This window comes from Limosilactobacillus panis DSM 6035, from assembly GCF_001435935.1.
In the GTDB taxonomy this organism is placed as follows: Bacteria; Bacillota; Bacilli; order Lactobacillales; family Lactobacillaceae; genus Limosilactobacillus; species Limosilactobacillus panis.
The window spans coordinates 1-25,976 of the sequence record NZ_AZGM01000150.1 but is presented as its reverse complement, the minus strand read 5'-3'; the positions used below and the strand labels follow the sequence as shown (position 1 = coordinate 25,976).

General features: G+C 47.5%; 28 protein-coding genes and 1 other annotated feature (1 of these 29 running past the window's edge). Of the genes, 4 read left to right on the top strand and 24 right to left on the bottom strand.

Annotated features, from left to right (window positions below; translation table 11 throughout):
* Positions 1-201 (bottom strand) — a binding site (T-box leader); it reaches 13 nt to the left of the window's first position.
* Positions 202-224: 23 nt separating this feature from the next.
* The 15 genes from FD32_RS09565 to FD32_RS09495 form a co-directional block, all read right to left on the bottom strand.
* Positions 225-995, bottom strand: coding sequence for a DivIVA domain-containing protein (locus tag FD32_RS09565; RefSeq protein ID WP_047767504.1), 771 nt, complete (start codon positions 993-995; stop codon positions 225-227).
* A gap of 18 nt (positions 996-1,013) precedes the next feature.
* Positions 1,014-1,805, bottom strand: a complete 792-nt coding sequence (locus tag FD32_RS09560) for a YlmH family RNA-binding protein (RefSeq protein ID WP_047767502.1) — start codon at positions 1,803-1,805, stop codon at positions 1,014-1,016.
* Between the two features lie 4 nt (positions 1,806-1,809).
* Positions 1,810-2,073, bottom strand: coding sequence for a YggT family protein (locus tag FD32_RS09555; RefSeq protein ID WP_047767500.1), 264 nt, complete (start codon positions 2,071-2,073; stop codon positions 1,810-1,812).
* A gap of 11 nt (positions 2,074-2,084) precedes the next feature.
* Complete coding sequence (locus FD32_RS09550; protein ID WP_047767498.1) at positions 2,085-2,507, bottom strand: cell division protein SepF; 423 nt, start codon at positions 2,505-2,507, stop codon at positions 2,085-2,087.
* Between the two features lie 76 nt (positions 2,508-2,583).
* Positions 2,584-3,840, bottom strand: a complete 1,257-nt coding sequence (gene ftsZ / locus FD32_RS09545; RefSeq protein WP_047767496.1) for a cell division protein FtsZ — start codon at positions 3,838-3,840, stop codon at positions 2,584-2,586.
* A 19-nt stretch (positions 3,841-3,859) separates the two neighbouring features.
* Positions 3,860-5,227 carry a cell division protein FtsA gene (ftsA, locus tag FD32_RS09540; protein ID WP_047767494.1) on the bottom strand — a complete coding sequence of 456 codons (1,368 nt, stop codon included), beginning with the start codon at positions 5,225-5,227 and terminating at the stop codon, positions 3,860-3,862.
* 127 nt (positions 5,228-5,354) lie between these two features.
* Positions 5,355-6,191 carry a cell division protein FtsQ/DivIB gene (locus FD32_RS09535; RefSeq protein ID WP_235803802.1) on the bottom strand — a complete coding sequence of 279 codons (837 nt, stop codon included), beginning with the start codon at positions 6,189-6,191 and terminating at the stop codon, positions 5,355-5,357.
* A 16-nt stretch (positions 6,192-6,207) separates the two neighbouring features.
* Positions 6,208-7,314, bottom strand: coding sequence for an undecaprenyldiphospho-muramoylpentapeptide beta-N-acetylglucosaminyltransferase (gene murG / locus FD32_RS09530; protein ID WP_047767490.1), 1,107 nt, complete (start codon positions 7,312-7,314; stop codon positions 6,208-6,210).
* A complete protein-coding gene (gene murD / locus FD32_RS09525) occupies positions 7,314-8,690 on the bottom strand; it encodes a UDP-N-acetylmuramoyl-L-alanine--D-glutamate ligase (protein WP_047767488.1) in 1,377 nt (458 codons plus the stop codon). Before murD ends, murG begins: the two co-directional genes overlap by 1 nt.
* 25 nt (positions 8,691-8,715) lie before the next feature.
* Positions 8,716-9,687 (bottom strand): phospho-N-acetylmuramoyl-pentapeptide-transferase, encoded by a 972-nt coding sequence (gene mraY, locus FD32_RS09520; protein ID WP_047767486.1) that lies wholly within the window; start codon positions 9,685-9,687, stop codon positions 8,716-8,718.
* Between the two features lie 12 nt (positions 9,688-9,699).
* Positions 9,700-11,838 (bottom strand): penicillin-binding transpeptidase domain-containing protein, encoded by a 2,139-nt coding sequence (locus tag FD32_RS09515; protein WP_047767484.1) that lies wholly within the window; start codon positions 11,836-11,838, stop codon positions 9,700-9,702.
* Positions 11,838-12,191: a cell division protein FtsL gene (locus tag FD32_RS09510; RefSeq protein WP_047767482.1), complete on the bottom strand. Its 354-nt coding sequence runs from the start codon at positions 12,189-12,191 to the stop codon at positions 11,838-11,840. Before FD32_RS09510 ends, FD32_RS09515 begins: the two co-directional genes overlap by 1 nt.
* A 14-nt stretch (positions 12,192-12,205) precedes the next feature.
* Positions 12,206-13,156 (bottom strand): 16S rRNA (cytosine(1402)-N(4))-methyltransferase RsmH, encoded by a 951-nt coding sequence (gene rsmH / locus FD32_RS09505; RefSeq protein ID WP_047767480.1) that lies wholly within the window; start codon positions 13,154-13,156, stop codon positions 12,206-12,208.
* A gap of 16 nt (positions 13,157-13,172) precedes the next feature.
* Complete coding sequence (gene mraZ / locus FD32_RS09500; protein ID WP_047767478.1) at positions 13,173-13,601, bottom strand: division/cell wall cluster transcriptional repressor MraZ; 429 nt, start codon at positions 13,599-13,601, stop codon at positions 13,173-13,175.
* Positions 13,602-13,728: 127 nt separating this feature from the next.
* A complete protein-coding gene (locus FD32_RS09495) occupies positions 13,729-14,082 on the bottom strand; it encodes a hypothetical protein (RefSeq protein ID WP_047767475.1) in 354 nt (117 codons plus the stop codon).
* A gap of 129 nt (positions 14,083-14,211) precedes the next feature.
* On the opposite strand from FD32_RS09495, the gene FD32_RS09980 reads away from it, so the two are divergent.
* Positions 14,212-14,292, top strand: a complete 81-nt coding sequence (locus FD32_RS09980) for a DUF4044 domain-containing protein (RefSeq protein WP_082126020.1) — start codon at positions 14,212-14,214, stop codon at positions 14,290-14,292.
* 225 nt (positions 14,293-14,517) lie between these two features.
* Here the strand turns inward: FD32_RS09980 and FD32_RS09490 are convergent, their stop codons facing one another.
* The 3 genes from FD32_RS09490 to FD32_RS09480 form a co-directional block, all read right to left on the bottom strand.
* Positions 14,518-16,827: an FtsK/SpoIIIE family DNA translocase gene (locus tag FD32_RS09490; protein ID WP_047767472.1), complete on the bottom strand. Its 2,310-nt coding sequence runs from the start codon at positions 16,825-16,827 to the stop codon at positions 14,518-14,520.
* A 15-nt stretch (positions 16,828-16,842) separates the two neighbouring features.
* Positions 16,843-17,352, bottom strand: coding sequence for a tRNA (cytidine(34)-2'-O)-methyltransferase (locus FD32_RS09485; RefSeq protein ID WP_047767470.1), 510 nt, complete (start codon positions 17,350-17,352; stop codon positions 16,843-16,845).
* A gap of 169 nt (positions 17,353-17,521) precedes the next feature.
* The gene (locus tag FD32_RS09480) at positions 17,522-18,379 is read right to left on the bottom strand and encodes a methyltransferase domain-containing protein (protein ID WP_047767468.1); all 858 of its coding nucleotides are present in this window, start codon (positions 18,377-18,379) and stop codon (positions 17,522-17,524) included.
* Positions 18,380-18,492: 113 nt separating this feature from the next.
* On the opposite strand from FD32_RS09480, the gene FD32_RS09475 reads away from it, so the two are divergent.
* The gene (locus tag FD32_RS09475; RefSeq protein ID WP_047767466.1) at positions 18,493-19,518 is read left to right on the top strand and encodes a lactonase family protein; all 1,026 of its coding nucleotides are present in this window, start codon (positions 18,493-18,495) and stop codon (positions 19,516-19,518) included.
* Positions 19,519-19,585: 67 nt separating this feature from the next.
* On the opposite strand, the gene FD32_RS09470 is transcribed toward FD32_RS09475, so the two are convergent.
* Genes FD32_RS09470 through yjbM form a run of 3 tightly spaced genes read right to left on the bottom strand, consistent with a single transcriptional unit; the run spans position 19,586 to position 21,958 of the window.
* A complete protein-coding gene (locus tag FD32_RS09470; protein WP_047767464.1) occupies positions 19,586-20,473 on the bottom strand; it encodes an RluA family pseudouridine synthase in 888 nt (295 codons plus the stop codon).
* A complete protein-coding gene (locus FD32_RS09465) occupies positions 20,473-21,387 on the bottom strand; it encodes an NAD kinase (protein WP_337588847.1) in 915 nt (304 codons plus the stop codon). Before FD32_RS09465 ends, FD32_RS09470 begins: the two co-directional genes overlap by 1 nt.
* The gene (yjbM, locus tag FD32_RS09460) at positions 21,269-21,958 is read right to left on the bottom strand and encodes a GTP diphosphokinase (RefSeq protein ID WP_047767460.1); all 690 of its coding nucleotides are present in this window, start codon (positions 21,956-21,958) and stop codon (positions 21,269-21,271) included. The genes FD32_RS09465 and yjbM overlap by 119 nt, the downstream gene beginning before the upstream one ends.
* A gap of 155 nt (positions 21,959-22,113) precedes the next feature.
* Between yjbM and FD32_RS09455 the strand changes: the two genes are divergently transcribed.
* Positions 22,114-22,749 carry a DsbA family protein gene (locus FD32_RS09455; protein ID WP_047767458.1) on the top strand — a complete coding sequence of 212 codons (636 nt, stop codon included), beginning with the start codon at positions 22,114-22,116 and terminating at the stop codon, positions 22,747-22,749.
* A gap of 115 nt (positions 22,750-22,864) precedes the next feature.
* Here the strand turns inward: FD32_RS09455 and FD32_RS09450 are convergent, their stop codons facing one another.
* From FD32_RS09450 to spxA, 3 genes are all read right to left on the bottom strand, one after another.
* Positions 22,865-23,896, bottom strand: a complete 1,032-nt coding sequence (locus FD32_RS09450; RefSeq protein ID WP_047767456.1) for a competence protein CoiA — start codon at positions 23,894-23,896, stop codon at positions 22,865-22,867.
* Positions 23,897-23,936: 40 nt separating this feature from the next.
* Positions 23,937-24,617 (bottom strand): adaptor protein MecA, encoded by a 681-nt coding sequence (locus tag FD32_RS09445; RefSeq protein ID WP_047767454.1) that lies wholly within the window; start codon positions 24,615-24,617, stop codon positions 23,937-23,939.
* A 123-nt stretch (positions 24,618-24,740) separates the two neighbouring features.
* Positions 24,741-25,142 carry a transcriptional regulator SpxA gene (gene spxA / locus FD32_RS09440; protein WP_047767452.1) on the bottom strand — a complete coding sequence of 134 codons (402 nt, stop codon included), beginning with the start codon at positions 25,140-25,142 and terminating at the stop codon, positions 24,741-24,743.
* Positions 25,143-25,338: 196 nt separating this feature from the next.
* Between spxA and FD32_RS09435 the strand changes: the two genes are divergently transcribed.
* A complete protein-coding gene (locus tag FD32_RS09435; protein ID WP_047767450.1) occupies positions 25,339-25,833 on the top strand; it encodes an antibiotic biosynthesis monooxygenase family protein in 495 nt (164 codons plus the stop codon).
* Positions 25,834-25,976: the final 143 nt, after the last annotated feature.

Sequence of the window (25,976 nt, the reverse complement as noted above, 5' to 3'; positions counted from 1 at the left end):
CTATCGTGGTACCACCCATTTTTAAGGCCAAATTTGGGCCTCCTCTTGTCATTGATAACGGTCATGAGCCGGTCGCGCCTACTATTGTTGAGCACGACACTCAGAGACGATCAGGACTAAACGTCGACCATCAGTCTCACACCAAAAATACTGACTCGCTGGGGTCGGGTGGTAAAATCCACTTCTCTTCAACGTTTTATTTAAGTTTACTAGCTAATTTATCTCTAGTTCTTTTCCTCGTCACTGTCCGGGAAGACAACCACCGTTTCCCCTGAATCCGCGGGAACAACAGGCTGTTCACAAGCTGCTGGTTGTTCTGATGCTGTCGGCTCCGGGTTGGTTGGTGCAGATGACGCCGGCTCAACAGCTGGTTGGTCAGCAAAACTCTCATCTGCTGGGGATGCGGAACTAATTGCTGTTGATTCTACACTTTCCGATGAATTCTTGTCAAGGTCATTTCCAAACATCTTTTGAATTTCGTCGTATTGTTCCGGATTATCATCCGCGAGCAGTTTATCCCATTCATCACTCTTAACCACTTCCAGTTGTGATTCCAGCATAACCTGCAACCGTTGCCGGAAGATCCGGGTCTGCTTCTTCAAGTCGTTGGTTTCGGTCGTCAGTTTCCGGGCTTCTTCAGTTGTGTGGTCAATAACTTGGTTGGACTTTTCATTTGCTTCAGAAACAATATCAGTAGCCTGTTTCTGTGCTTCACGAACCATGATGTCCGCTTCCCGCTTGGCATTGCTCTTAACCTTGTCAGCCGCTTCCTGGGCCACCAGGATTGATTTATTAAGGGAGTCCTTCAGTTCACTAAAGTACTTCAGCTTCTCCTCATCCGCCTTAACGGTCTCTTTTAACGCATGATTTTCTTCGGTTAATTCTTGAACCGTTTGTGAAACCTCTTGAATGAAGTTCTTAACTTCTTCCTGGTTGAAGCCCCGCATTTTGGTTGAAAAGTTTTGTTTATTAATTTGTTCCACAGTTAAAGCCATTTTTATTTCCTCCAAATACTATGCATGCACAACTGATAGTTTGATTTTATCCTTACCCTTCCGTGTCTTGCCATCATCTTCATCCAGCCGTAAGCGGCCAGCATGGCGAACCGAGATTAGGTCATGAACAACGACTTGTTCATCCGGCCGGGTGACATCCTCCCAATTAAGCCGGACCATACCATGCTCAATTAATGTCTTCGCACGGTTACGAGAGTAATTAAAGCCGGCCGCAACAATACTGTCAAGGCGTAGGGAGGTTACGGTAGTCGCTACCGCTTCCCAATCTTCGACGGGAGTTAACACCGCGGCTGGATCATTTACTGAAAGCCACTTAACCTTTGCTCGGCCAACATGGTGCACACTTGTCCGTAGGTACTGGGCCATGGAAGTTGTCACGACAACTTGCCACCGTCCCTGGTCACCTAGGATATCACCAAACACGCTCCGTTCCATCCCTTCGCCAATTAAGGTTCCCATAATCTGCCGGTGGTGGAGTTCCACGAACTTAGTTGGGTAGTCGACCTCTAAGACTTGGAGGTCAAAGTCACTATCCTGGGGTTCGTAATATGGTGGATAAAATAGGAGTCGTTGCATTTCGGCACCTTTCCAACCACCATTACTAACCACTTTGACCTGGTCATCGTGACGGTTGGCCATTGTTTGTGCAATATAACGCTGTCGCGGGTTCAAAAAGGAAGTAAGAACCGGGCGGTACTGGACAATTGTCGTACTAATCCAGTCCGCGACTTGATCGATAAAAGGACCTTCGTTCGGTCGAAAATGTTGCTTAATGTTTTCTTCTGCCATTTTTCTAACCAAACATTCCTGCTAAAGCAGAAAGACCTGACTGCGCAAGGTAAAGGACAAAAATCGCCACGACCGGTGAAAAACTAATCCCGCCCAGTGGTGGGATAAAGTTAAACCAGCTCATGTACGGTTCAACCAGCCGGTCAATGATTTCACCCAGACGTGTCCCCCGCGCATTGGGGAACCATGAAAGGAGACACCAAATCACGATCACCCAAATATAAGCATCAATTAAGCTGTTCAAGACCCAAAAAATAAAGCCAAGCATGCTTTTTCTCCTTAATTATTAAAACTGTCTGTCTCTGCTTTTAAATTACTGGACAGATTTCCCGAAAGCTCAAAATTATTCGGGGCGCAAAGGAAAATTTCCTTACCAATGCGTTTCATTTCACCATTGATGGCGTATACTGCGCCGTTTAGAAAATCAACCATCCGGGCCGCCGCCTTGGTGTCCATCTGGGTAAAGTTGACAACGATTGCCCGCCCGGCTAGAAGCTGGGAAGCAATTTGTTTTACATCCGCATACATCCGTGGCTCGTACAGTGAAATCTGACTGATGTTCTGACTGCCCCGTTTGGCGCGACTTTCGTTAAAGGAAACAACCTTGTTATTTCCCTTTACTGGTGCAGCAGAGGCATCGTCATAATACTCTTCTTCGATTTCGTCATCGCCAAAAAGACTCTTAAGAAATTTTGCAGCCATTATTAGACCTCCTTCATAAATACTAAAAAGAGGTGTAATCTAACTCGCTTGTTAAACCACTCCCCCTTAGTTTTAACTATTTACGACGATTCTTAAAGAATGGTGGCGTCGATAAATTAGTGTCATCGTTATCATCGGAATTAGCCGTATCATCATTGAAGACATTAAATTCCGGCTTATCAACATGTGAAAATTGATTATCACTATTTTCCCGTTGGTCATCGGCAGTTGCCGTTGGGTCATTCCAACCATCAAACGGGTCACTGTTCTCCTCTTGGTCGCCATTATTCTGGTTGGCAGGCCGGTCAGTAGCGGGACGACTTGGCCGGTTGAGCGGTTGAGCCTGCTTAACTTGTGGCTGACTCTTCTTCGGCTTGTCAATACCAGTAGCAATGACCGTAACTCGTACTTCATCACCCATATTCTTGTCTAGAGACATACCAAAGGAAATATCCACGTTGGTACCAGCGGCCTGCTTGATCACATCAGAAGCTTCCTGAGCTTCGTACATGGCCATGTCTTCGCTACCAGTGATGTCCATTAAGACATGTTGCGCACCATCAATGGAAAGTTCCAGAAGTGGGGAAGAAATTGCCTTCTTAGTTGCCTCAGTGGCCCGGTTTTCGCCGGTAGAAGAACCAACACCCATCAAGGCTGCTCCTTGATTGGACATCAACGTCTTAATGTCGGCAAAGTCCAAATTAATGTACCCTGGAGTAACAATCAGGTCTGAAATCCCTTGGACACCCTGACGTAGAACATTGTCGGCTTCCTTAAATGCTTCCATCATCGGTGTTTTCTTATCAATCATTTCCAGCAGGCGGTTATTAGCGACAATGATCAAGGTATCGACGTTAGACTTCAGTTTTTCCAGTCCTTCAACCGCAAACTTGCCCCGCCGCGGCCCTTCAAAGGAGAATGGCCGGGTAACAACGCCGACGGTTAAGGCACCACTATCCTTGGCAAGCTTAGCGACAACCGGCGCTGCGCCAGTCCCGGTTCCACCACCCATACCAGCGGTGATGAAGACCATATCTGCACCTTCAAGGACCTTCTTAATTGCTTCTTCACTTTCTTGGGCTGCCTTTTCACCGACTTCTGGGTTAGAACCCGCACCAAGACCCTTGGTAAGCTTAGGTCCTAATTGAATCTTTGTGGAAGCCTTGGAACTATTAAGGGCCTGAAGGTCAGTATTGGCAACAATAAAGTCAACCCCCTGAACCTTTTCGGTAATCATCCGGTTAACGGCGTTTCCACCACCGCCACCGACACCAATGACCTTAATACGTGCCCCGGCAAATTCGTTTTCCATTGTGCTTGTATCGTTATCCATTTACTTCTCCTCCGTGACTTTAATCAAATAGGTTGTCAAACATACCTTTTAACCGGTTACCAAACGAATGCTTTTCCTTTTTGGGCGTTGACCGTTTTTCTTGCCGCGAATGGTTAGTCTCGCGTGCTGGTTGAGTCTGCTTGTTTGACCACTGGTGAACCATTTGACGCCCACCATCAGCAGACTTTTCGTCTTCTCGTGGGCTTTCTATTATATCAGGTTGTTGGATCGTCTGCTTAATGAGTTTATCAACATCTGATAGTTGGCTTTCGTACATGGCCAATGCCAAACCGGCAGCATAACCAGGGTGACGAATCCCCATCTGTTCAGGTGCATAAATCTTAATACGACCCGCAAAGTATTGCTGAGCCAACTCCTTGACGCCAGGCATCGCTGCACCGCCACCAATAATTGTGACTCCCCCAGGCAATTCTGGAGCATGAATGCTTTCCAGACGTTGGTGGATTCGTTCGAAGATCTGCCGCATCCGGGCTTCAATTACTTCGGCCAGATATTCCTCGGTAAATTGAACAGGTTCATTCTTGCCAACAACGTTAACATTGATTTCCGCTTCTTCATCGGCAAGCGTGTGATCAGCATAACCATGGTTAAGCTTCAACTGTTCAGCATTCTTTAATGAAGTATTCAACACCGTCGAAATATCTTTAGTAACGTACTGGCCACCTTCCGGATCAACAAAGGTATACTTCAACTGGTGATCATGAATGATGCTGGTGGTTGTCTGACCACCACCAAGGTCAATCACGACCGTGCCGAAGTCCTGCTCACCGTCATTAAGAAGGTTAAAATCCGTTGCAATTGGTTCAATAACAAAGTCTTTAATTTCATAACCAGCTCTTTGAACTGCCTTTTTAGTGTTATGAATAATGGTTTTAGGACCGGTATACAGCGTTGCTTTCATTTCCAGACGGACACTTACCATTCCCCGTGGATCTTTGATTCCACCGAAGCCATCAACAGAGAACTCGGTAGGAATCAGGTCTAAAACCGTCCGCTCTGGTGGAATGTTTTGCGTTAGGGTTTCTCTGGCAACATCATTGACATCACTGTTTACAATCTCGCGTGACTGTCCCTGTGATGCAATGGTAATCATTCCATGAACCTTTTGCATTTGTAAGTAGTTGGCTGGGAGACCAACAATAAGTTTTTTAATACTAAGATTGGATTTTTCCTCTGCTTTAGCAACCGCTTGTGAGATAGCATGGGCGGTCTTATCGATATCAACGATTACGCCATGGTTAAGTCCGATGGAAGGAGCAACACCCACCCCGACAACTTTTAATTGCCCTTTAACATTCTCGCATACTAATGCCTTAATCGAGGTGGTTCCAATATCCAATCCAACAAGCACTTCTGAATTATCCATCTGAACGGCACCTTCCTAAAACTATTAAATATACTCAATTAAAAATTTTGTATTTTAAATTATACCTAAATAAGATTTTACCACATATTATTCACTTCAAAAATGCTTTCCCCAATCTTTTCTAAAATCATTTGTCATGGGACCCGTAGCTATACGAGTAAGCACCTACTTGAAGGTCAACGACTCCGGGATCCTTCATCGTAGCCGCAATTCCAGGGTAATAGGCTAACTTCTTACCCACCGTTTTATAATCCGCGTATACGGTATTGCCGTCCCGCATGTAGATAACTAACCGCCGTGGCGAAATCTTAGTAGGACGGTACGCGATTGCTGAAATACCATTTCGAATTACTGGTTTGACTTTACCAATCTGCACTGCCGTCTTTCTTAACACTGTCCGGTTCTTACCGAATCCCTGGTATGTAATCTTACTCTTGTCACTCTTGGCCACCTGCAGCTGACCATTTGCTAAGACGTCATAGTCACGCTGCTTGATTTCAACCAGCCCAACAACCGGATTTTCCTGAACAGTAATTTTAACTGCCTGTGGCCCGGTGACGCGAACCCGGATGCTTTTAACTTGCGGGTTGTTCTTGTGAGCACTTTGGCTGAGGGCATTCCGGTCAGCGTAGACCCCCCAAATGTAACGTCCCGGGTGAATCTGGGTTGCTTTTTCAACCTGGCCGGCGCTTAACTCATTGTTACCCACCACCTGGATCTGTTTTATCTTACTTAGCGGCGAAATAACGTAAAGGGCGAGCAGGAGGCCCCCACCAAAGAGGCAAACCAGTTTGGCGACCCGTTCCCCACTTGTGAAATATCGGTACCACTTGATTTTGTGAGCCTTATGACCAATTCTTTCGCCACCCTTATGGGGATGGTCAGCTTGGGCACGACGCTTTTCCAGGGCCGTTAAACGTTGTGCGTATTGTTGGTGTTCTGGAATAAAATGAGATTTATCCAAGCCAACCTCCTCCTTACTACTTTTGGTGGTCATCAATCGCCTTATGCAAGACCTTGATCAGGTGGTCAGCAGCATCCGGCTTTCCTAGTTTCCGTGAAGCAGTTGCCATCTCTTTGCGCAAGTCAGCATTTTCCATAATCTTATCTGCCTGAACCATCAACGACCGGGCATCAAGGTTATCTTCCGTGATCATTACTGCAGCATTCTTCCGCACGAGGGCCTGGGCGTTTTTAACCTGGTGGTTCGCCGTAACGTAGGGACTTGGGATCAGGATAGTTGGTACACCAAGCGCGGTAACCTCCGCAATCGTGGTTGCCCCTGCCCGCGAAACAAGCGCCGCCACCTTGGGCATCTTCGCCGGCATGTCCTTGATATAAGGGACAACCTTAACGTTATCCGCAATTTGGATACCCTTCAGCTGTTCTTTAACCTGATCGTAGCGTTTTTGACCAGTGGCAAAGATAACCTGGTATTCCCGCTTATTGAACTGCGGAATCGCGTCAACAACGGTCTTATTAATCTTGGGTGCGCCCTGGCTTCCCCCAAAAATCATCAGGGTTGGGACGTCATCTTTAAGACCGTAGCTCGTCCAGGAGAACTGGCTATCTGTTTGCGAAACCACCTGTTGGGCTCGGGGGTTACCAACCATTGTTACCTTTTCTTGAGGAAACTGGCTCCGGGCCGCCTCAAAGGCGATTGCAATCTCGTCAACGTAACGACTCAGAAACTTATTAGTGACCCCGACAACACTGTTTTGTTCGTGAATAACCGTCGGGATATGGTGTTTGGCCGCCGCATATAGAACGGCCCCACTAACGTAGCCACCCGTTCCCAAAACAACGTCGGGTTTGAAATCCCGAATAATCGACTTAGCATGGTGGACCGACTTCAAGAAAAGGTAGACGGTCTTAAAGTTTTCTAGAGAGAGGGACCGCTTGAAACCTTGCATTTTCATCGTTTCCAACTTGATTCCCGCATCCGGAACAATCCTGTTTTCCAAACCGCGGGTCGTTCCCACGTACAGGACCTCGGTCCCCGGTTCAACCTGCTTAAGACGCTCAATTAATGCTAGAGCCGGGTAAATGTGGCCACCCGTTCCGCCTCCAGAAACTAGTAAACGCATTAGTTATTCTCCTTTCGTCCAGTCAGCTTTTCAACAGCTTCAATAAAGCGGTCCCCCCGCACCTCAAAGCTGGGGAACTGATCCCAGCTGGCGTTGGCTGGTGAAAGAAGGATTACGTCTCCCGGTTCACTAACCTTCCATGCTGCGGGCACCGCCGTAATAGCATTCTCACTCTCCAAGATTGTTGAAATGCCGGCTTGTTCAGCCGCGTCCTTCATCTTATCCTTGCACTGGCCAAAGACAATGATGGCCTTAACGTGCTTTTTAAAGTACGGTACAAGCCGTTCGAAGGTGTAACCCCGGTCTAAGCCACCGGCCAACAGGATTACCGGCTGTTTAAAGCCCTGTAAGGCAACCTCAGTAGCTTCAATGTCGGTGGACTTTGAATCATTGTAGAAGCGCCGCCCCTTGTAGTCGAGGACGTATTGAAGACGGTGACGGACCCCACTGAAGGTCGTGAGGACACTGACGATGTCTTCATTGGCGACCCCACTTAGCTTAGCAGCCGCAATTGCCGCCAGCGCGTTTTCGACGTTTTGGGGACCAATCAGGCGGATATCCTTTGCCGCCATAATTCGTTCACCCCGCCAGTAAATATCACCATTTTCTTCGTATGAACCCTCATGACTCTTGTCTTGCCGTGAGAATGGAACGATGGTTGCCTGACTGCGGCGGGCAATCTCTTGCCACTCATCCCGGTCCCAGTTCATGATCAAAAAGTCATCCTTGGTTTGGTTCCGGGTGATATTTAATTTAGCGTTGATGTAGTTTTCACGGGTCTTATGGTAGTCCAAGTGATTGGAAAAGATATTAGTAATAATCGCGATGTGGGGATGAATTGTCGGTGCCCCCAACAGTTGGAAGCTCGAGAGTTCCGTGACCAAGGTGTCATCAGGGCCCAGTTCTTCGGCAACCTTGCTGAAGGAAACCCCGATATTTCCGGCATACTTCACCGTATGGGTGGAACTTTTTGCTAGCATCAGTTGTGTTAAAGTCGTCGTCGTTGTCTTACCGTTACTCCCGGTAACACTTACCAGGTGGCCGTCAAAGATTTCCCAGCCTAACTCGGCTTCGGTGATGATTGGCGTCTTCTTCTCAACAAACTTGGCAACCAGGGGATTATCATACGGAATACCCGGGTTTTTTACCACCACATCAAAGCCCTGATCAGCCAGAGACAAGGGGTTACTTCCGGTGATGACGGTAATACCGTCCGCTTTTAAATCGGCAACCACCCGTGGATCCTTCGGCGTCTTCATATCGTTTGCCGTTACTTGGGCACCGAGCTTAACAAGCAGGTGGGCAGCGTTTAATCCACTAATTCCAAAACCGATCACGAGGGCCTTTTTCCCTTGATAATCTTCAATCTCTTTCATCGTAACTCATTCTCCCGTTTTAAATTTAACCAACTAACAAAATCGTGCTGACAGCAATAACTGCCCCAATTAATCCAACAATCCAAAAGACAATATCAATCTTCCATTCACTCCACCCACACATTTCAAAATGGTGGTGAATTGGGCTCATCTTGAAGATCCGCTTACCAGTTAGCTTAAAGGAAGCTACCTGGAGGATCACACTAGCCGTTTCACAAACATAAACAATTCCAATGACCAGCAGCGACCATTCATGGTGTAAGAGCAGGGAAACGGCCGCTAAAGAAGCACCAATTGCTAATGATCCCATATCACCCATGAAGATCTTGGCCGGCTTGTGGTTGTAAGGGAAGAAACCTAGCATGGTCCCTATCATTGCCAAACAGAAGAGGGCAATTTCTGGATAGCCCGGTTGGTTCAAGTTAACCAGGGCAATTACCAGGTAAGCTAAGAACGAAATGATTGATAGGCCACTGACCAAGCCATCCAACCCATCAGTCAGGTTAACGGCGTTAGAGAAGCCGACAATCCAGAAGATGATGAAAAGGCCGTACAGCCAGCCGTATTGGTTAGTTCCGAAGCCCATTTGAAAGCCTTCGTGCTGGTAAATCACGGTAAACACCATCGCCGCAATTACCTGACAGAGGGCCTTTTGCCATGCTTTAAACCCTTCATTTTGGTGGTGGAAGATCTTAATACTATCGTCCCACATCCCAATCAGGCCGTAGACAACAAGAATCAACAGAAGGGCCCAGAGGGTATTGTCAATTAGCCCCCGCCAGGCAGCCACCCAGAGGATCGTAATTACTGCCGAGATGATAAATAGAAAGCCCCCCATTGTCGGCGTTCCCGCCTTCTTGGCGTGCCAAGTTGGGCCCTCTTTTCTAATCTGTTGGCCCTCCTTCTTGGCCCGGAAATACCGAATCAACGACGGCATTAGTAAAAAAGTAATTAGAAACGCACTGATAAGCGTTAAAACACCACTTAATAGATTCATATTGTCCTCCTATTACTGTCTATTTTGGTACTCAACAATAAGGGTCTGGTGACCATTAACCTTGCTGTTGGCTTTAATACTTTGTTTACTTACGTAGCCACTACCGTGTTCAACCAGCTTGATATCCAATTCGTTAGCTAGTTGTTGGACGTCGGCCGCACTCCAGCCACTTATGTCAGGCATATGGTACTTGCCACCCGTATTAAGAATTACGCGCTGGTTTTTAAGAAGCTGTTTGCCCGGTGCGGTTGACTGGTGGTGAACCTTCTTGCCATCACCAATTACCACTGGCTGAACATGCAGCTTGTTCAAGCGGTCAGAAGCAGCAGTTGGTGTTTGGCCAACCACGTTGACCATCTTAATGACACTGGTATTTGCCCCCTGCTTATCTTCGAGCAGGCTCTTCATTACCGGCTTGAAGATCGACGCCATCTGCTTCGTTGCCGGTTGGCTCAGGTTCTTTGGTTGCCGTAATGTGATGTACATTACGTAACGCGGGTGCTTTGCGGGCGCCATCCCCGCAAACGAGTAAAGATAGTTGGTATCACCATTGCTGTAACCGTTGGCACCCCCAATTTGAGCAGTCCCGGTCTTACCAGCGATGCGGTGACCCTTTAACTGGAAGTCATGGCCTAAGCCCTTTTGATCATAGACAACGCCCTCCATGTAGCCGCGCACTTGCTTGGCCGTTGACGCCTTGATAGGGTGACCAACAACCACCGGTTTAACGCGCTTAACAACCTTACCGTCGGCGTTAACGATTTTCTTGACGATGTACGGCCGCATCATCTTACCATTGTTGCTGACCGCGCTAAACGCCTGCAGCATTTGCATCTGGTTGACCGTAATCCCCTGACCAAAGGCGGTGTTCGCCTGTTCCAGGATCCCTTTGAACTGGGTAAAGCCGGAAACCTCATTGCCCATACCAAGCACGTTAACCCGCTTGAGGAGGCCAAAGCGCCGGATATACTTCATCCATGTCTTTGCTCCCATATTTTGTTCAATGTGGGCAAAACCAACGTTACTGGACATGTCGAAGGCGTCCTTAAAGGAAATCATCCCCCAGCCACCAGAGGACCAGTCGACAATTTTTCCACCACCCATTGCCCAGGTTCCGGAATTAAAGGTGGCGTTCGGATCAAAGTGTCCCGAGTCAATTGCCGCGCTTAAAGCCAGGATCTTCATTGTCGAACCGGGTTCATAGGCGTCCTGGACAAACATGTTCCGCCATACCGGATTCTTCGAGCGGAGAGTTGGCCGTTGGGTTGCGGCAACAATTCTCCCCGTCTTGGCATCCATCACAATTGCGGTGACAGCGTTCGGGTTAGCGGTCTTATATACGTTGTTGACCTTGCTCTCCAGCAGGTGCTGGGTCTGGGCATCAATGGTGGTATAAATGTCGTCACCATTAACGGCTTCCCGGGTAACCCCTTTCGAGTTAGCCAGCCGGTAACCGTAAATATCCCGCTTATCTTGCCGCATCCCGTTTTTACCAGTCAGTTCCTTGTTAAAGTAACCTTCAAGACCGAGCTGACCAGAAAGGGTCGTCTGCCCGGTCTGAGTATTGACCTTAGGGCCCGCCATCCCAATAATTTGGGAGGCAAATTCCCCTTCTGGATATTGACGGGCGGGGGTCGCTACAAAGTTAATTCCCGGCAAGTGTTCCTGCTTGATCTTTTCCATTGTCGCCACTGATAAATTATTGCCGGCCGAGCCAAACTCAACCTGGTAGGGCTGATTTTTAGCATCCAGGTGTTTCTTAATTTGTTTAGGCGTCATGTTTAAGTACTTGGCTAACACCCTGGCCGTCTTGGCCTTGTTCGTAACGTAAAGTGGTTTCCCCTTTGAAGACCGCTGGTTATGGTCCAAGACCGCATAGATTGTGTATTTGCTGGTATCCGTTGCAATGGTGGTCCCCTTGCTGTCGTAAATATTGCCCCGTTTGGCCTGGATTATTTGCCGCTGGGTGTAGATCTGTTCTGCTTGCGATTTCAGATTAACGTGCTGGACATCTTTATTAATCGCAATGTAAGCAAAACGAACGAAAAATAAGGAAAATAATCCAATCGTGATTAGGAAAAGCCATTTCCCAAAGTTCCCCTGATTGCTATTATTTTTCTTATTTCTCGTTCGCTGTGGCTCTTTATTCATTATCTATTAATGTTCCTTACGTTTGAATTTTTATCAGATAAACCGTACTTGTGAGCGGCCCGCTTTAAGCTGGCCTGACTAGTTAAAGCAGCAATTTCTTGACGGTCACTCGAATTACTGTTTTTTACTCGCGAAACACGGGCCTGCAGGTCCTGCAGGTCGTGCTGACGATTATTAATAGAAATTTTAGTTGAAAGTAAGGTAATTATCAACAGCAGGCTAATGGCACCACCCACAACCATCAGGGCCCGCTCTAACCGGTTCCACCCTTTCGGCTGCTGCCGTGCCAACGGTGTTTGCTTAACCTGCTTAACCTGTTGACTTTCGTATTTTCGTGCTGCATTCGAAACCATTGTATCCACTGTCCTTAATCTTTAATTTTTTCAATAATGCGCAACTTGGCACTGTGTGCTCGATGATTATTAGCTAACTCCTGCGCACTAGGTAGAATTGGCTTCTTATTAACTAGTTTGAATTTTGGCGTCATCCCGGCTGGAATGACCGGAAGCCCCTGCGGAAGGTCAGCAGCTAAAGACGATTTTTCCCGAAACATTGTCTTCACCAGCCGGTCTTCTAGTGACTGGAAAGTGATTACGCTGATCCGGCCCCCAACATTCAAAAGGTCAAAGGCTTGCTCAAGTGACTCCTCCAATGCACCGAGTTCATCATTGACCGCAATCCGAATCGCCTGGAAACTTTTCTTTGCGGGATGCCCGCCGTGACGCCGCGCTGCCGCTGGAATTCCTTCTTTAATGACGTCAACCAGTTCAAAGGTCGTCCGAATCGGCTGATGACTGCGTCGCTGTTCAATTTTACGGGCAATCTGCTTGGCAAAGCGCTCTTCACCGTACCGGTAAAGAATACGAACCAGTTTTTCGTACGGCCAATCATTCACCACTTCCATTGCCGACAGTTCCTGGTCCTGGTTCATCCGCATGTCCAGGGGGGCATCTAGCTTATAGCTAAATCCCCGCTGGGCATCATCAAACTGAGGTGAAGACACACCTAGGTCATATAAAACCCCATCAACCGCGGCGACTCCTTGCTTAGCCATTTTCCTCTTCAGGTTGCGGAAATTATCCTCAACTAAGGTTAGCTTTCCCGCACTAATCTGGTCGGCAAGTGCGGCCTTGTTGTAATCAATGGCGGTCCTGTCCTGGTCAAACGAAAAAAGGTGGCCAGAATCGAGTTGCTTTAAGATTGCACTGGTATGGCCGCCCCCACCGAGAGTCGCATCAACATACTTTCCGGCGGGGTTAATATCTAAACCAGCAACGGCCTCTTTTAGCAGAACCGTTATATGTTTAAACTCGGCCATTCAAATCCACCTCATCTTAAAAATCAATCTCTAAGTCCTCAGCAATTTCATCAAAGTTTGCGGCCGTATCGCCAGAGTAACTCTGCCACCGATCCGCACTCCAAATTTCAAAGCGGTTTGATACCCCAATGATCACGCAATCCTTTGTCAGGTCGGCATGTTTGCGAAGTACTGGTGGGATATTCACCCGTCCTTGCTTATCAAGGACACATTCAGTTGCTGCCGAATAAAGGAAGCGGACAAACGCCCGCGCGTCCCGCTTCGTTAGTGGGAGCGTCTTTAATTTGGCCTCTAAACTTTGCCATTCAGTTTGAGGGTAACCAAAAAGGCACCCGTCAAGTCCCCTGGTGATGACAAACGGTGTCCCTAGTTGATCACGAAATTTAGCGGGGATAATCAAGCGCCCTTTTGAGTCAATAACATGCTTGTATTCACCCATTAGCACGACAATCCCCCCAAAACCACTTTATAGGAACAGTCTACCACATTCCCCCACTTCTCACCATGGTATTTTCACAAATAAAAAAGGCAACCAGCAGATTTTACCAGTTGCCAAAATAAAAAATTAATTATTAAATTAATGGTAACGCGCCGGCAAACAGTGACAGGGCAAACGTAATCACCGCAATTACCATTGACGAATACCAGAATGGTGGCCAGAAACGGCGGTACAAGAATTCATGGTTATGGACAACCTGAAGAACAACCAAGATTAGTGACCACAGCATCCAAACGGCGATGGGAAAGGCACTCCAGTAGTAACCCAGGTTCCAACATGCCAGGACCCAGAAGAGGATTACCGTGCAAATCCGCCACTCCTGTTGGTGACGCTGGGCGTGAAAGAGCCGCCGCGCTAAATACCTTACTCCCACGTAAATGAGGATAATAAGAACTTGTAAAAACACTTTCCGACAGTTAATAAACACCCTACTTATTCCTTTCCAGCGATGAGATAAGTCAAGTTTACCATAAAAGGACTTGTTAAAGTTTGAAATCTATCTTCAACTTGCGTTAAACTACATACAGTCAACAAAGCTGAAAGGCAGGAATCCATAATGCAACGGAAAAAGAAAACGCGCTTCCAAAAGATCACCATGGTCGCAATCTGGCTCATGCTCATCGCGATGCTAGGCTAGCTTATCTTCGGTGCCATTGCTTCGTTAAATTTGATTTAATTAGAAATGATTAAGGAAACGGGAGCGTGACAGAAGTCATTTATGACTTCGTTTTCACGCCCCCGCGAGCGCAAATAGGGCTCCAGAGTTCGGTTATACCGGACACTGGAGCCCATTTGCGTACCGCGCTGTTCGTATTTGAACTTGGTAAAAGTACTTATGTCACAGCCCCCTGTTTCTTTTTCATTACTGCTTATTCGTATCCTCACTGTCGTCTTGTTTGAACACCTCACGCGGCTTAGAACCATTAGCTGGGCCAATGTAGCCCCGCTGTTCCATGTCATCAATAATCCGGGCCGCGCGGTTATACCCAATCCGAAAGCGTCGTTGGATTAAAGAGGTCGAGGCCTTCTGTTCCTGGATCACGAACTTAAGAGCTTCAGGGAAGAGTTCGTCCTCTTCTTCATGTTCCTCCTCGTTTTCAATTTCCTGATCCGTAACCACCATATTCTCGTCATACTCAGCTGGCTGTTCCTTTTTGATAAAGTCCACCACTGCTTCGACGTCCTGGTCAGAAATGAAAGCCCCCTGGACCCGGGTCGGCTTGTTCTGATCGATTGGCTCAAACAGCATGTCCCCACGGCCAAGTAGCTTTTCCGCACCGTTCGTGTCGATAATTGTCCGCGAATCAATCCCACTGGAGACTGCGAAGGCAATCCGTGATGGGACATTGGCCTTAATCAGTCCCGTGATGACATCAACTGACGGCCGCTGCGTGGCAAGGATCATATGAATCCCGGCAGCCCGTCCCATCTGGGCAATCCGGACAATGGCATCCTCAACATCATTCGAAACGGTCATCATTAAGTCTGCCAGTTCGTCGACAACAACTAACACTAGGGGAAGGGTCGGCTGTTTGTCGCTTTCTTCTTGGGCATTATTATTTTGAACGAGCTTATTATACCCCTTGAGGTTGCGGACACCGAACTTCGCGAATAGTTCATACCGCCGTTCCATTTCCGCGACAACCTTAGCCAGGGCCCGGGCCGCTTTTTTCGGTTCTGAAACAACCGGGCTTAACAGGTGGGGAATTCCATTGTAGACACTCAGTTCAACTTTTTTCGGGTCAATTAATAATAATTTAACCTGGTGGGGCTTGGCCTTGAGCAAGATACTCGTCAGAATAACGTTGATCGCCACTGATTTACCAGACCCGGTAGCACCGGCAATCAGGAGGTGGGGCATCTTGGTAAGGTCCGCCATCTCAACATCCCCAGTAACGGTTCGTCCGAGGGGAACATTTAACGGACGGTCGTCTTTAGGAGCCGCTTCAAACATGTTCCGGAAGCCAACCGTTGCGACCTGCTTATTAGGGACTTCAATTCCAATTAACGATTTACCCGGAATGGGGGCCTCAATCCGGATATCCTTAGCGGCAAGGGCGAGGGCCAAGTCATCCGCCAGATGGGTAATTCGACTTACCTTCACCCCGACCGCTGGCCGCAGCTCATACTTCGTTACCGAAGGGCCCAGGTTGACGTTTTCAACTGTCGCATCCACCCCAAACGACTGCAGGGTTGTCTGGAGGGTGTGGGTATTCTTCTTGATGTTTTTGAGGTCGGCCTGTTGGTCAGTAGCTTTCACCTTGGTCAGCAGGTCAAGGGGCGGTAACTGGTAATCCTTATCTTCCTGAGCGACAACCCCAGTGAGCGGCATTGGGTCATCCTTCTTCTCCGTGACTGCTTGGCTGTCTACTGCCGTTTGCTTACTGCTTGCAACAGTAATTGTGGGGTCCGGTTGGGCAACAGCACTTTGGGCCGCCGTCTTCTCTTTGGCCGTGGTTGGTGGTACCGCTGACTCCATCGGGGTTGGATTTTTTTCTGGCTCCTGATTTCTTATGTGGGGACTGACGGCCGGTTGGTCAACGAACTTGTGAAGTCGCTGACTAGCGCCCTGCACCTGGTTGCCCGCCTTCTTCAAGCCAATTCCAACGGTGGCCAAAAAATTACGCCACGGTAAGGCAAAGAAGATGACGATCCCGAGAATCATCAGTACCCAGGAGAGAATTGTGGTCCCAATGTGGGCAATCAGGAGGTTGCTGACGTTATATAGGTAGGCACCAATCATCCCCCCACCGATGGGAACTGTCGTATCACCATTAAAGATCGTTTTACCAAGGTTACTCCAGGTCACCTGAATAAACTTCGCGTGAACCCCCTGCTGGTTGACCATAAGGACATGTAACCACATCAACAGGCCTAGGTAGGAGACTATAAAGCCTGTAATCCACCGGCCCTTCAGGTGCGGCCAGCGGGCAAAGAAGGTAAAGGACAAGGCAAAGAACATTACCACAATGATTGCAAGCTGGTAACTCGCGCCAAAGAGGATTCGAAAACCATTGGCAATGACCGTTCCCAAAACGCCTAAGTTTGTTAACCCCAGAAGCATCAAAAGCGTCACGATTAAGCCCAGAAGGTTATTGATAAGCTGGGCATCCTTTTTACTACTTCCCCGCTTCTTTGATTTGCGTGTTGCCGGACGCCTTTTTCTCGCCATCCTTAATCCTCCTCGTTACTTTAATTTATCAAAATGGTAGGTATGAACCCGGGCAAGGTTCGGGAAACTTTGCTGCCGGAGGGCCTCATAAATCACAATTGCCGCACTGTTAGACAGGTTCAGTGCCCGGATATTATCGTCATTTTGGGGAATCCTGATTGCGTTATCCGGGTACTTACGCATGAACTGTTCCGGTAACCCCGTCGTTTCCTTTCCAAAAAGGAAGTAGTGGTCGCCCGCCCCCGTGTAATCGACGTCCGTATAGTCATGGTTAGCAAACTTGGAAACGATGTAAAGCTTACTCATGTCCGGGATTGTGTCAATAAATGACGGCAGGTCATCGTGATAGGTGATCTTAACCTTATTCCAGTAATCCAATCCAGCCCGTTTCATGTGCTTGTCATCCGTTGAAAAGCCCAGGGGCTTAATCAGGTGAAGCTCAGTATTAGTTCCCGCACAGGTCCGGGCAATGTTCCCGGTGTTAGCAGGAAAGAGCGGTTCAAAAAGTGCAATGTGATTTGTCATCTTAGTATATCTCCTCAGATAAATAAAAAAAGCAGGGTCTCGGTGTGGGCACGGCGAAACGCTGCTTTAGTGAAGTACTCCTTAGCAATTACTAACGACACTGTTCGATATCAATTGCTAAACGATTTCTGCAATATAATTTAGCACGATTTTTGAAAAAGTGCAAACATTATTCAAATTTTTTGGCAATTAATAAACTGACATCAACCGTCACCTTGTCGAGCTGAGCATAATCAGCGGTGGTTAACCGGCGGCCCCCCCGCCCCCAGTGTAAGGGCGTCATTTCCACCAGCGCCTGTTTCATATCCTGGGGAACGGTAAATTGGTAGTGAATCGTTTGCTGTTGACAGTCAGGATAGTGCTGCTTGAAAAGGTCAAGGACCCGGCGGTTGTCGTAACTTGACTTTTGCTGGTGGTCCCCATACAAAAGTTGTCGCACTTCCTTCAGGTAACCAGCGTTAGGAACAACTTTTATCAGGCAGCCGCCCGGCGCCAAAACCCGGTTAAATTCAGCGTAATCAGACGGCGAGAATAGCTCTATTAGGGCATCGAATGATTCCCCGTTAAACGGTAACTGTCTGAGGTCAGCAACACAGGAAAACGCCGTTATCGGTAGTTGGGTGGCCAGGGTAACGCCAGCCTTATCGATGTCAAAGCCGACTAACGTATCGGCAAGTGACTTTCGAATCTGCGCTAATTGCGCTAAGGGTGTCCCCTCTCCGGTACCAACGTCCAAGATCCGTAACGGTTGCTCGGGTAGCTTTTGGCTTACCGCCTCAATGATTGGTAAAAAGAGCCCGGCAGATAGTAACCGCCGTCTGGCAACAAACATTTCCCGACCGTACTCGGTATCCGCGGCCCCACTCAAGAAGTGAAGGTAGCCGTGGCGGTTAAAGTCGATTCGGTGGCCCCGCTGGCAAATAATACTGTTCTTATCGACCTCTTCCATCGGCGCCTTACATACCGGACACCGGAACAGGGCAATGTGTTTTTGAACAAACTGGCGCTGACGTTCACTTTTCTTCATTTTTGATCTTCCCCTCGCATTTCTAATAATAGTTTAACATACGGTAGAATTAATCATGGTGAATTGTTATATTAATAGAGTAAGCATTTTCAGAAGGAGGAAAATGATTAACCATGACTGAACAATTTTTAATTGGTACATATACATTGAAAGATAGCAAGGGAATCTATAAAGTGACCCTTGATACTGACGAAGGAAAGCTGACCGATGTTAGTCTCGCTGTCCCTTCCCAAAAGCCAGCTTACCTGCAAGTTGGTAGCGACAAGCGCGTTTACGCGGTAAAGCAAGATGGTGATTCTGCCGGTGTTGCTGACTACTCTCTAGCAGACGGCACTGCCAAGACCTTGAGTACTGTTCTCGCTACTGGTCCCGCACCAGCATACGTTGGCTTGGATGAAAAGCGGCACCTTCTCTACAGTGCCAACTACCACACTGCTAATGTGGAAGTATTTAAGATTAAGGACGACGGACAACTGGTAGAAACCGATAAGGTCACTCACCAGGGTGAAACTGGTCCTGAACCAGAACAAGAAGCACCACACGTTCACTATGCCGACCTAACACCTGATCAACGATTGATTGTTTGTGACCTGGGGATGGACCTGCTCGTGGTTTACAACGTTAGCGATGATGGAAAGCTGACGGCTGTTTCCCGTTATCAGTTCGAACCGGGCTTTGGGACCCGTCACCTGATCTTCCACCCGAACGGCAAGTACGTCTACGTTCTCGGGGAATTATCTAGTAAGCTGGCTGTCCTCAAGTACAACGCTAATGATGCCAGCTTCACCCATCTGCAGACAGTGAAGACCATTCCGACCGATTGGACCGCCCACAACGGTGCTGCCGCCATCCGGATGTCTAAGGACGGTAAATACATCTACACATCCAACCGTGGTGAAAACACCATCGCGGTCTTCGCAATCCAGCCGGACTTCACCGTCAAACACATTCAGTCGATTTCAACTGAGGGTGACTTTCCTCGTGACTTCAACCTCAGTTCAGACGAGTCTTACCTGCTCGCTTCAAACCAAAATACCGACAACCTCACCCTCTACAAGCGCGACTCAGCAACTGGTAAGCTGACCCTGCTCCAAAAGGATGTGGCCTGCCCTGAACCTGTCTGCGTAATGCGGTTCTAGGTTCTAAACAGTAATAAGTAAGAAATAAGCGCCACCGCTTGACTTCAACCAAGTGGTGACGCTTTTTTTATTTTTTATGCAAAACCCGGCGAAAGTCAGCAGGTAGCGATGCTTCAACCGTAATCATTTTTTCCTTAAAAGGGCTGTAAAACTGGATCCAGTAACAGTGTAAGGCCTGACGACCAATCAAATTTGTCGACTGACCATACATTGCATCCCCGATTAGCGGGTAGTGAAGAAACGCAAAATGGACCCTAATCTGGTGCGTCCTTCCTGTGTGTAGACGGACCTTCACCAGTGACCAGGCCGGGTGTGGTTCTTTCAACCAGTATTCAGTCACCGATGCCTTGCCCCCAGGCGCCACTTCACGCTTAACAAACGATTCTGGATCCCGGCGAATTGGCGCATCAACGTAACCATGGCTGGTTTGCAAACGACCACTAACCAGGGCCAGGTAATTTTTCTTGACCTCATAACGCTTTAATTGCCGGTCCAAGACGGCGTGGGCGAAACGGTGCTTAGGAAAGACGACCAAGCCACTGGTGTCCTTATCCAGGCGGGTCGCCACGTGGGTCACCTGATTCTCATAACCTTGGTGGTGGTAATAGTACTTGACACGGTTAACGAGGCTATCCGCCACGGGAACATTATGGGCAGGAACCGTGGCGACGCCCGCCGGTTTATTCAGAACCAGAAAGTCCCGGTCCTCATATGCAATGTTGATTGGTGCCGTGCTTTCGTCAACCTGGTCATTTGCCACTTCCGGTGGGAGAACCAGCGAATATGTATCGCCGTAATGGACCATGTCAATTGCCCACTTTTCCTGACCATTGATGAGCATCTTACCACCATGGTAAATGGCCACCTTCATAAGGGTCGAAGTAACCCCACTCATTTTAAGGGCCGAACGCAACTTACGCGGGGTCTGATGATTGTACTGCCAAGTAAACTGCATTATTTTGCGCCACCGATGAACGAGTCCTTGACCCGGTTCCAGAAGTTACTGTGCCGATACCGTGCAAAGTAGATTTTCTTTTGGGAAACCTGGAACGACAGCTCCATCAGATACCGGCTCCCCTTTTGAACCTTCAAGCGGAGTTTTTCGCGGTCACAGGTCATTACATGGTCATTAACATCTCGTAAGCGCAGCATTAGCTTGGTCTGGGCACCAAATATAATTGGTGAGCCCAGCGTCCGGAAGACCCGGTTATTAAGCGAAGCCATCTCCGCTAACTGAAAGCCAATACTGTTCGGGTCCATAATCGCCCCACCGACGGATTTGTTGTAAGCCGTCGAGCCGGTTGGCGTTGAGATGCAGAGGCCATCCCCCCGGAAGTTTTCAAACAGTTGGTTGTTGATATACACATCACACACCATCGTCCGAATAATATTACGGATTGTGGCCTCATTAAGGGCAATGTATTTATCAACCGTTCCATCGGAATAGATTGCCTGCATATCAAGCAGCGGGTAGGACACAGATTGCCCACTATCCTGAACGAGACTATCGACCAGGTCATCAATTTCAAAGTTCCGCCAGTCCGTGTAAAAGCCCAAATGGCCGGTGTGAATCCCCACAAAGCGAATCTGGTCAAGCTTATCAACGTAGTGGTGGAAGGCCGATAGCAAGGTCCCATCACCGCCAATGGTAATTACCACTTCCGGATGGGCGGCATCGTATTCCAAGCCCACACGGTCGATTTCTGCCCGGAGAAGCTTGGTAACCCGCTGGGACTCACTGGTTTCATTATTAAATATTGCGACTTTCACTTTGTTCCTCCTCTGACCGATGGCCCTCATCACCAGCCGTGTTTTGCTCGGCATTTTTCTTGTACGAGAAGAGGGTCTGTGCCTCCTTGATTTCTTCACGAATCTCCGACATCTCATTATCAAGCTTGAACGCTGCCTCCGCCGCGCGCTGCAGACGAGCCGACAATTCTTCGGGGAAGGCCCCCTTATACTTGTAATTCAGCGAATGCTCAATCGTTGCCCAGAAGTTCATTGCCAGCGTCCGAATCTGAATCTCGGCAAGGATCTTTTTTTCACCAGTCACCAGCTGAACCGGATACTCAATCACGATATGGTAAGAACGATAACCACTCGGCTTAACGTTTGAGATGTAGTCCCGTTCTTCAAGGATTGTCATATCACTTCGCTGACGCAGCAGGTCAACAACCTTATAGATATCCTCAACGAACTGGCACATGATCCGCAATCCAGCAATGTCTTGCATGTCTTGTTCGAGGCGGTCCTCTTGAACGTGGCGGCGGACCATCTTCTCCTTAATGCTTTCGACCGGCTTTACCCGACCCGTGACAAATTCAATCGGTGAATGCTGCTTTTGATCTTGGTACTGCTTGCGCATCCCCCGTAATTTAACTTTCAATTCATTTACGGCTTGTTGATATGGCAATAAAAAGTGCTGCCAATTTTCAATCATAATCTAGCCTCCTGTTAAATCTCGCTCTTATTTTAGCATACTTTAAAACATTCTCGAATGCTTTTATCTTGGAAACAAATTACTTTACAAAGGCCGGGCAATTTGTCACAATAACAATTGTTAATGTTACTATTTCTTGATCGGAGGGGCAGTTAATGCTTGAGATTCATCTATTTGTCAATCCTTTGGGAATGTGTTGTTTTCGGTGTGAAAACGACGTCTTACGGGTTGATCATGATTTGAATACAAAGATTAGTTACCAATTCATTCCGCTCTTTAACATGCAGACGATTGCGGACACAATTGATCTTTACCATCTCGATGCTTGCAGTCTTAAAGTTCGTCAGGAAGTTAGTACCACCCTCGGCCAAACAATTTTAGATTATAAAGCGGCACTTTTTCAGGGTGGCCGGCGTGGTCGCCAATACCTCTTGCGGTTACAAGATGTAATGACCAAAAAGGGGTGGCATTATTCTGACCACCTTGCCAAAAAAGTGGCAGAAAAGAGCCAGCTAGATTTGGAAATGTTTATGGAAGACCGCCATTCAGCAATCGCCAAGCAGGCCTTCAAGAAAGACCAGGCAATTGCCAACTCGTTAGGAATTACGACCACGGCCACCGCCGTCATTTACGATTCAACGGAGCCAAACTATGGCTACTTGATCCCCCAGTTCGATTATGAAACCCTGATTGAATCGTACCGTAACCATACCTTCAATTCTGAGCAGTCTGTCCAGGACTTTGCCGCTCAATACCATTCCGGTCCGTTCCGGATTATCAAAAGTAATTGATAAATAAGGAGTACCATTGTTCGTTATGAAGAACAGTGATACTCCTTTTTCTTTAGGATTTGCTAGCTGTTTAGCTAACCCGTTGCTGGCAAACAAGGTGATAAAAAACCAGCTTTTAGTGCTCGCGCTTGTTAACTAGGATCTTATCGCTGACCTGTTCAAACCAGTGGGGGTGCTTAAGTAATACATACTGCTGGTCAACGAGAGCAATAATCCCCCACTGGCAAAGTTCTTGCGTAAAGGCAGTGATCAACCGCTGACGAATTAAACCTCCATCTACCAAACACGGGAAATTTAGCCAATCCGCCTGACCAATTTCTGCCAGGCGCACTCCCCAGGCACTAGATGACCAGGCAGTAAAGAGTGGTTGCTCACCTAGCCAATCAACGACCCTAATTCGCCAAAAAATAATCGGCGCCCGCGTGACGGGCCAGCTAGGCTTAACATCATGACAGACCAACGGGCAACAACTCAGTGGGACCTGGTGACGCTGCCAAACTTGTGTAGCCAGCTGACTAACCGCTGGCTGCCGGCTGGTAGTGGACATGAGCTTTTGTACCTGGTCATTGATTATTCTCCTTGGTACTCTCGCGCGGCGGGTCAAAGAGCAGTGATAGTGTTTAAAGTCAGCCCTTAATCGGCCCTGCTTGGTATCCCAGTACCAGATTCCAGGTCTTCCATTAATTAACTGTGTGAACTGGGTCACCTTCTCGCTGCCCAGCCGGCGCCGGTAAGGACTGCCGAGATACCAATAGGGGTGAATTCCCAGAAAACGATACCCCTGATTACGCTCCCTTATTCTTTGAACACTTAACGGACTACACTGGAATTCAATTACGACCTGTTGGCCCCGCCACTGGAACATGATGTCTGGACGTTGAGAAATCTTGGACAAATAATACTCTACCCGAGCCGTAATTCCCTTTTGGGCCAGCCACTGATGAATCTGCAGCTTTCCTAACAGGTGTTCTTCCGTCTCACCCTCGCCGTAGGAACATCCCGCACCCCGGCAATGGGCAAAATGCGCAACCTTGATTTTTCCCCGGCGAAGGTGAACCTCTTGATTACAAACTGGGCAAGCATACTTCAAGCCGGGGTACGCTACGTTGGCCATTATTAACTGGCCATTATGTTTTGCTACTAACAAAAAAATCCCCCACTTTTTAAAAACGGGAGATTTCTGAGAATTAATTAAAATAGTGACGGACGGTCGCCAAAGCTGAACCCGACATTATTTTTTTCGCGTGTTCGCTAAGAAAGTCAATTGTCGTGGCTGTCGGATTACCGTACTCGTAAGCCACCGCCAGATTATCCTTAACCGCATTGTCGTTTGTCACATCTTGGCGGTAACGCAGGGCAAGGTAATAATGGTGGTTATACTTATAAAGTTCACTGCTAACATCGGGATCTTCAGGAATGCGGGCGAAATCGATTAGGTCTTCAAACGAAGGAAAATCAACAATCTGCCAGCGAATAGTTGGCTGCGCCGGTGCCGGTTTGGCCTTCTCCTGGGTACCAGAAAGCGGCTGCGTGGCGCCACCCTCACCTTGCTGGCGGTGTACTTCCATTACACGCTTCTGAATGTATTTAGCAACCTGTTGACTATCGTCTGCGTTTGCTTTACCATCTGGATTATTTTTACTGATGAAGAGTTCTAAGCCATTCCCGGTCGGCATGACCTGAAAGGTTACGGAGTCGTTATCAGCAAATTGGTGGTCAGTGTCCACCTCTCTCAAGATGCTGTAAAAGAAATCTTCAATCTGCTGGTGATCACCAAGCAAGTCGAGAATAGTTATTCCTCGCGCGTCTAAATCTTCATTACTGATTAATACGCGGATAGTATTCTCATTGATTCTTTCCATTTCCATTCTGCAGCACCTCCTTAATTACAAATACTTACTACTATTCTAAATGTTTTCACCTAAATGTAAAGCCGGGTGATTGACCGGTGGGCAAAAGAAAAAGCCGGGAACGATTCCCAGCCCGTATTTTTAGATTAAATCCGCTTTTCGTTGTGCTTCGGCCAGTTCAATTTCACGAACCTTCCGGGGCAGGAAACGACGAATTTCATCCTCGTTGTACCCAACCTGCAGCCGCTTGTCATCCATGATGATTGGCCGACGGAGCAGACCTGGATTTTCACTAATTAACTGATACAGTTTTTTCATCGGTAAAGCGTTTAAATCAACTTTTAAATTGTGATAAGCTTTTGAGCGCTTCGAGATAATATCTTCAGTCCCGTCTTCTGTCATTCGTAAAATATTCTTAATTTCATCGACTGACAGTGGATCGGAGAAGATGTTTCGTTCCTTATAAGGAATGTTGTGTTCTTGCAACCAAGCGCGAGCTTTCCGACAAGAGGTACAACTTGGAGACGTATAAAGAATAACCATTAAGTAAAAGCCTCCTTTTTAAACTACGACAACATTCATCAATACAACTAGTATTATACTATGTATTATAGGCTGATAAAAGGGCTTCTAACAATTTTTCTTAACTTTTTGTAAGTAACATCGTTAAAAATATTTTTAATAAAAATTCGATTATGTACTATAATTAAAGAGACAATTGTTATGAGGAGGAATTTCAGTGTTAACAAAACTCAGCTTTACGTTTGGGTCACATCAAATCCTGCAAGGGATCATGAGTAAGCACCCCGACCGGAAGTTCAAATTAATGCAGGCGTCTACCCACAGTAATAAGTTAGCTCTCTTTGATCTTTCAAGTCTGGAGACCATCTTCAAGACTCCCGTTATTTTAAACGTCCTTGACGAAACCATGAATAGTAACTACAACGGCTTATTCTACTATCAATCCTTTGAGGTTAACGGCGACCGTCAACAGGTCCTTTACAATAGTTTACAGAAGGTTGTTAATGATAAGCCAGGCAATATGAACGCCGGACTGATGATGTCGGTCGCTAACAAGGCAGAAAGTGCTACCCTTATCTTACTGACTGTCTGGGATAGCTTCGAAGACCTGACTGCTTGGAAGAACAGTGATTCTTTTGCAGCACTGACTAACTTCACCAGTATGGGATCAGACAACTACTACTATGACGAAACTTATCGTCCAATTGCATAAAGGTAGCCACTAAAAAGTAAGCAGTCAATAACGATACGTATTGAAAACGAATGAAAGGGCGTGAACCACGGCTTCTTGTGGTTCACTCCCTTCTTCTATTCATGACATACCTGCTGTACTTCTTCTGCCCATGGTAAAAGAGA

Coding starts and splice junctions, on each gene's coding strand:
- FD32_RS09565 (WP_047767504.1), bottom strand. CDS start 995: ATGGCTTTAACTGTGGAACAAATTAATAAACAAAACTTTTCAACCAAA.
- FD32_RS09560 (WP_047767502.1), bottom strand. CDS start 1,805: ATGGCAGAAGAAAACATTAAGCAACATTTTCGACCGAACGAAGGTCCT.
- FD32_RS09555 (WP_047767500.1), bottom strand. CDS start 2,073: ATGCTTGGCTTTATTTTTTGGGTCTTGAACAGCTTAATTGATGCTTAT.
- FD32_RS09550 (WP_047767498.1), bottom strand. CDS start 2,507: ATGGCTGCAAAATTTCTTAAGAGTCTTTTTGGCGATGACGAAATCGAA.
- ftsZ (WP_047767496.1), bottom strand. CDS start 3,840: ATGGATAACGATACAAGCACAATGGAAAACGAATTTGCCGGGGCACGT.
- ftsA (WP_047767494.1), bottom strand. CDS start 5,227: ATGGATAATTCAGAAGTGCTTGTTGGATTGGATATTGGAACCACCTCG.
- murG (WP_047767490.1), bottom strand. CDS start 7,314: ATGCGTTTACTAGTTTCTGGAGGCGGAACGGGTGGCCACATTTACCCG.
- murD (WP_047767488.1), bottom strand. CDS start 8,690: ATGAAAGAGATTGAAGATTATCAAGGGAAAAAGGCCCTCGTGATCGGT.
- mraY (WP_047767486.1), bottom strand. CDS start 9,687: ATGAATCTATTAAGTGGTGTTTTAACGCTTATCAGTGCGTTTCTAATT.
- FD32_RS09515 (WP_047767484.1), bottom strand. CDS start 11,838: ATGAATAAAGAGCCACAGCGAACGAGAAATAAGAAAAATAATAGCAAT.
- FD32_RS09510 (WP_047767482.1), bottom strand. CDS start 12,191: ATGGTTTCGAATGCAGCACGAAAATACGAAAGTCAACAGGTTAAGCAG.
- rsmH (WP_047767480.1), bottom strand. CDS start 13,156: ATGGCCGAGTTTAAACATATAACGGTTCTGCTAAAAGAGGCCGTTGCT.
- FD32_RS09980 (WP_082126020.1), top strand. CDS start 14,212: ATGCAACGGAAAAAGAAAACGCGCTTCCAAAAGATCACCATGGTCGCA.
- FD32_RS09490 (WP_047767472.1), bottom strand. CDS start 16,827: ATGGCGAGAAAAAGGCGTCCGGCAACACGCAAATCAAAGAAGCGGGGA.
- FD32_RS09485 (WP_047767470.1), bottom strand. CDS start 17,352: ATGACAAATCACATTGCACTTTTTGAACCGCTCTTTCCTGCTAACACC.
- FD32_RS09480 (WP_047767468.1), bottom strand. CDS start 18,379: ATGAAGAAAAGTGAACGTCAGCGCCAGTTTGTTCAAAAACACATTGCC.
- FD32_RS09475 (WP_047767466.1), top strand. CDS start 18,493: ATGACTGAACAATTTTTAATTGGTACATATACATTGAAAGATAGCAAG.
- FD32_RS09470 (WP_047767464.1), bottom strand. CDS start 20,473: ATGCAGTTTACTTGGCAGTACAATCATCAGACCCCGCGTAAGTTGCGT.
- yjbM (WP_047767460.1), bottom strand. CDS start 21,958: ATGATTGAAAATTGGCAGCACTTTTTATTGCCATATCAACAAGCCGTA.
- FD32_RS09455 (WP_047767458.1), top strand. CDS start 22,114: ATGCTTGAGATTCATCTATTTGTCAATCCTTTGGGAATGTGTTGTTTT.
- FD32_RS09445 (WP_047767454.1), bottom strand. CDS start 24,617: ATGGAAATGGAAAGAATCAATGAGAATACTATCCGCGTATTAATCAGT.
- spxA (WP_047767452.1), bottom strand. CDS start 25,142: ATGGTTATTCTTTATACGTCTCCAAGTTGTACCTCTTGTCGGAAAGCT.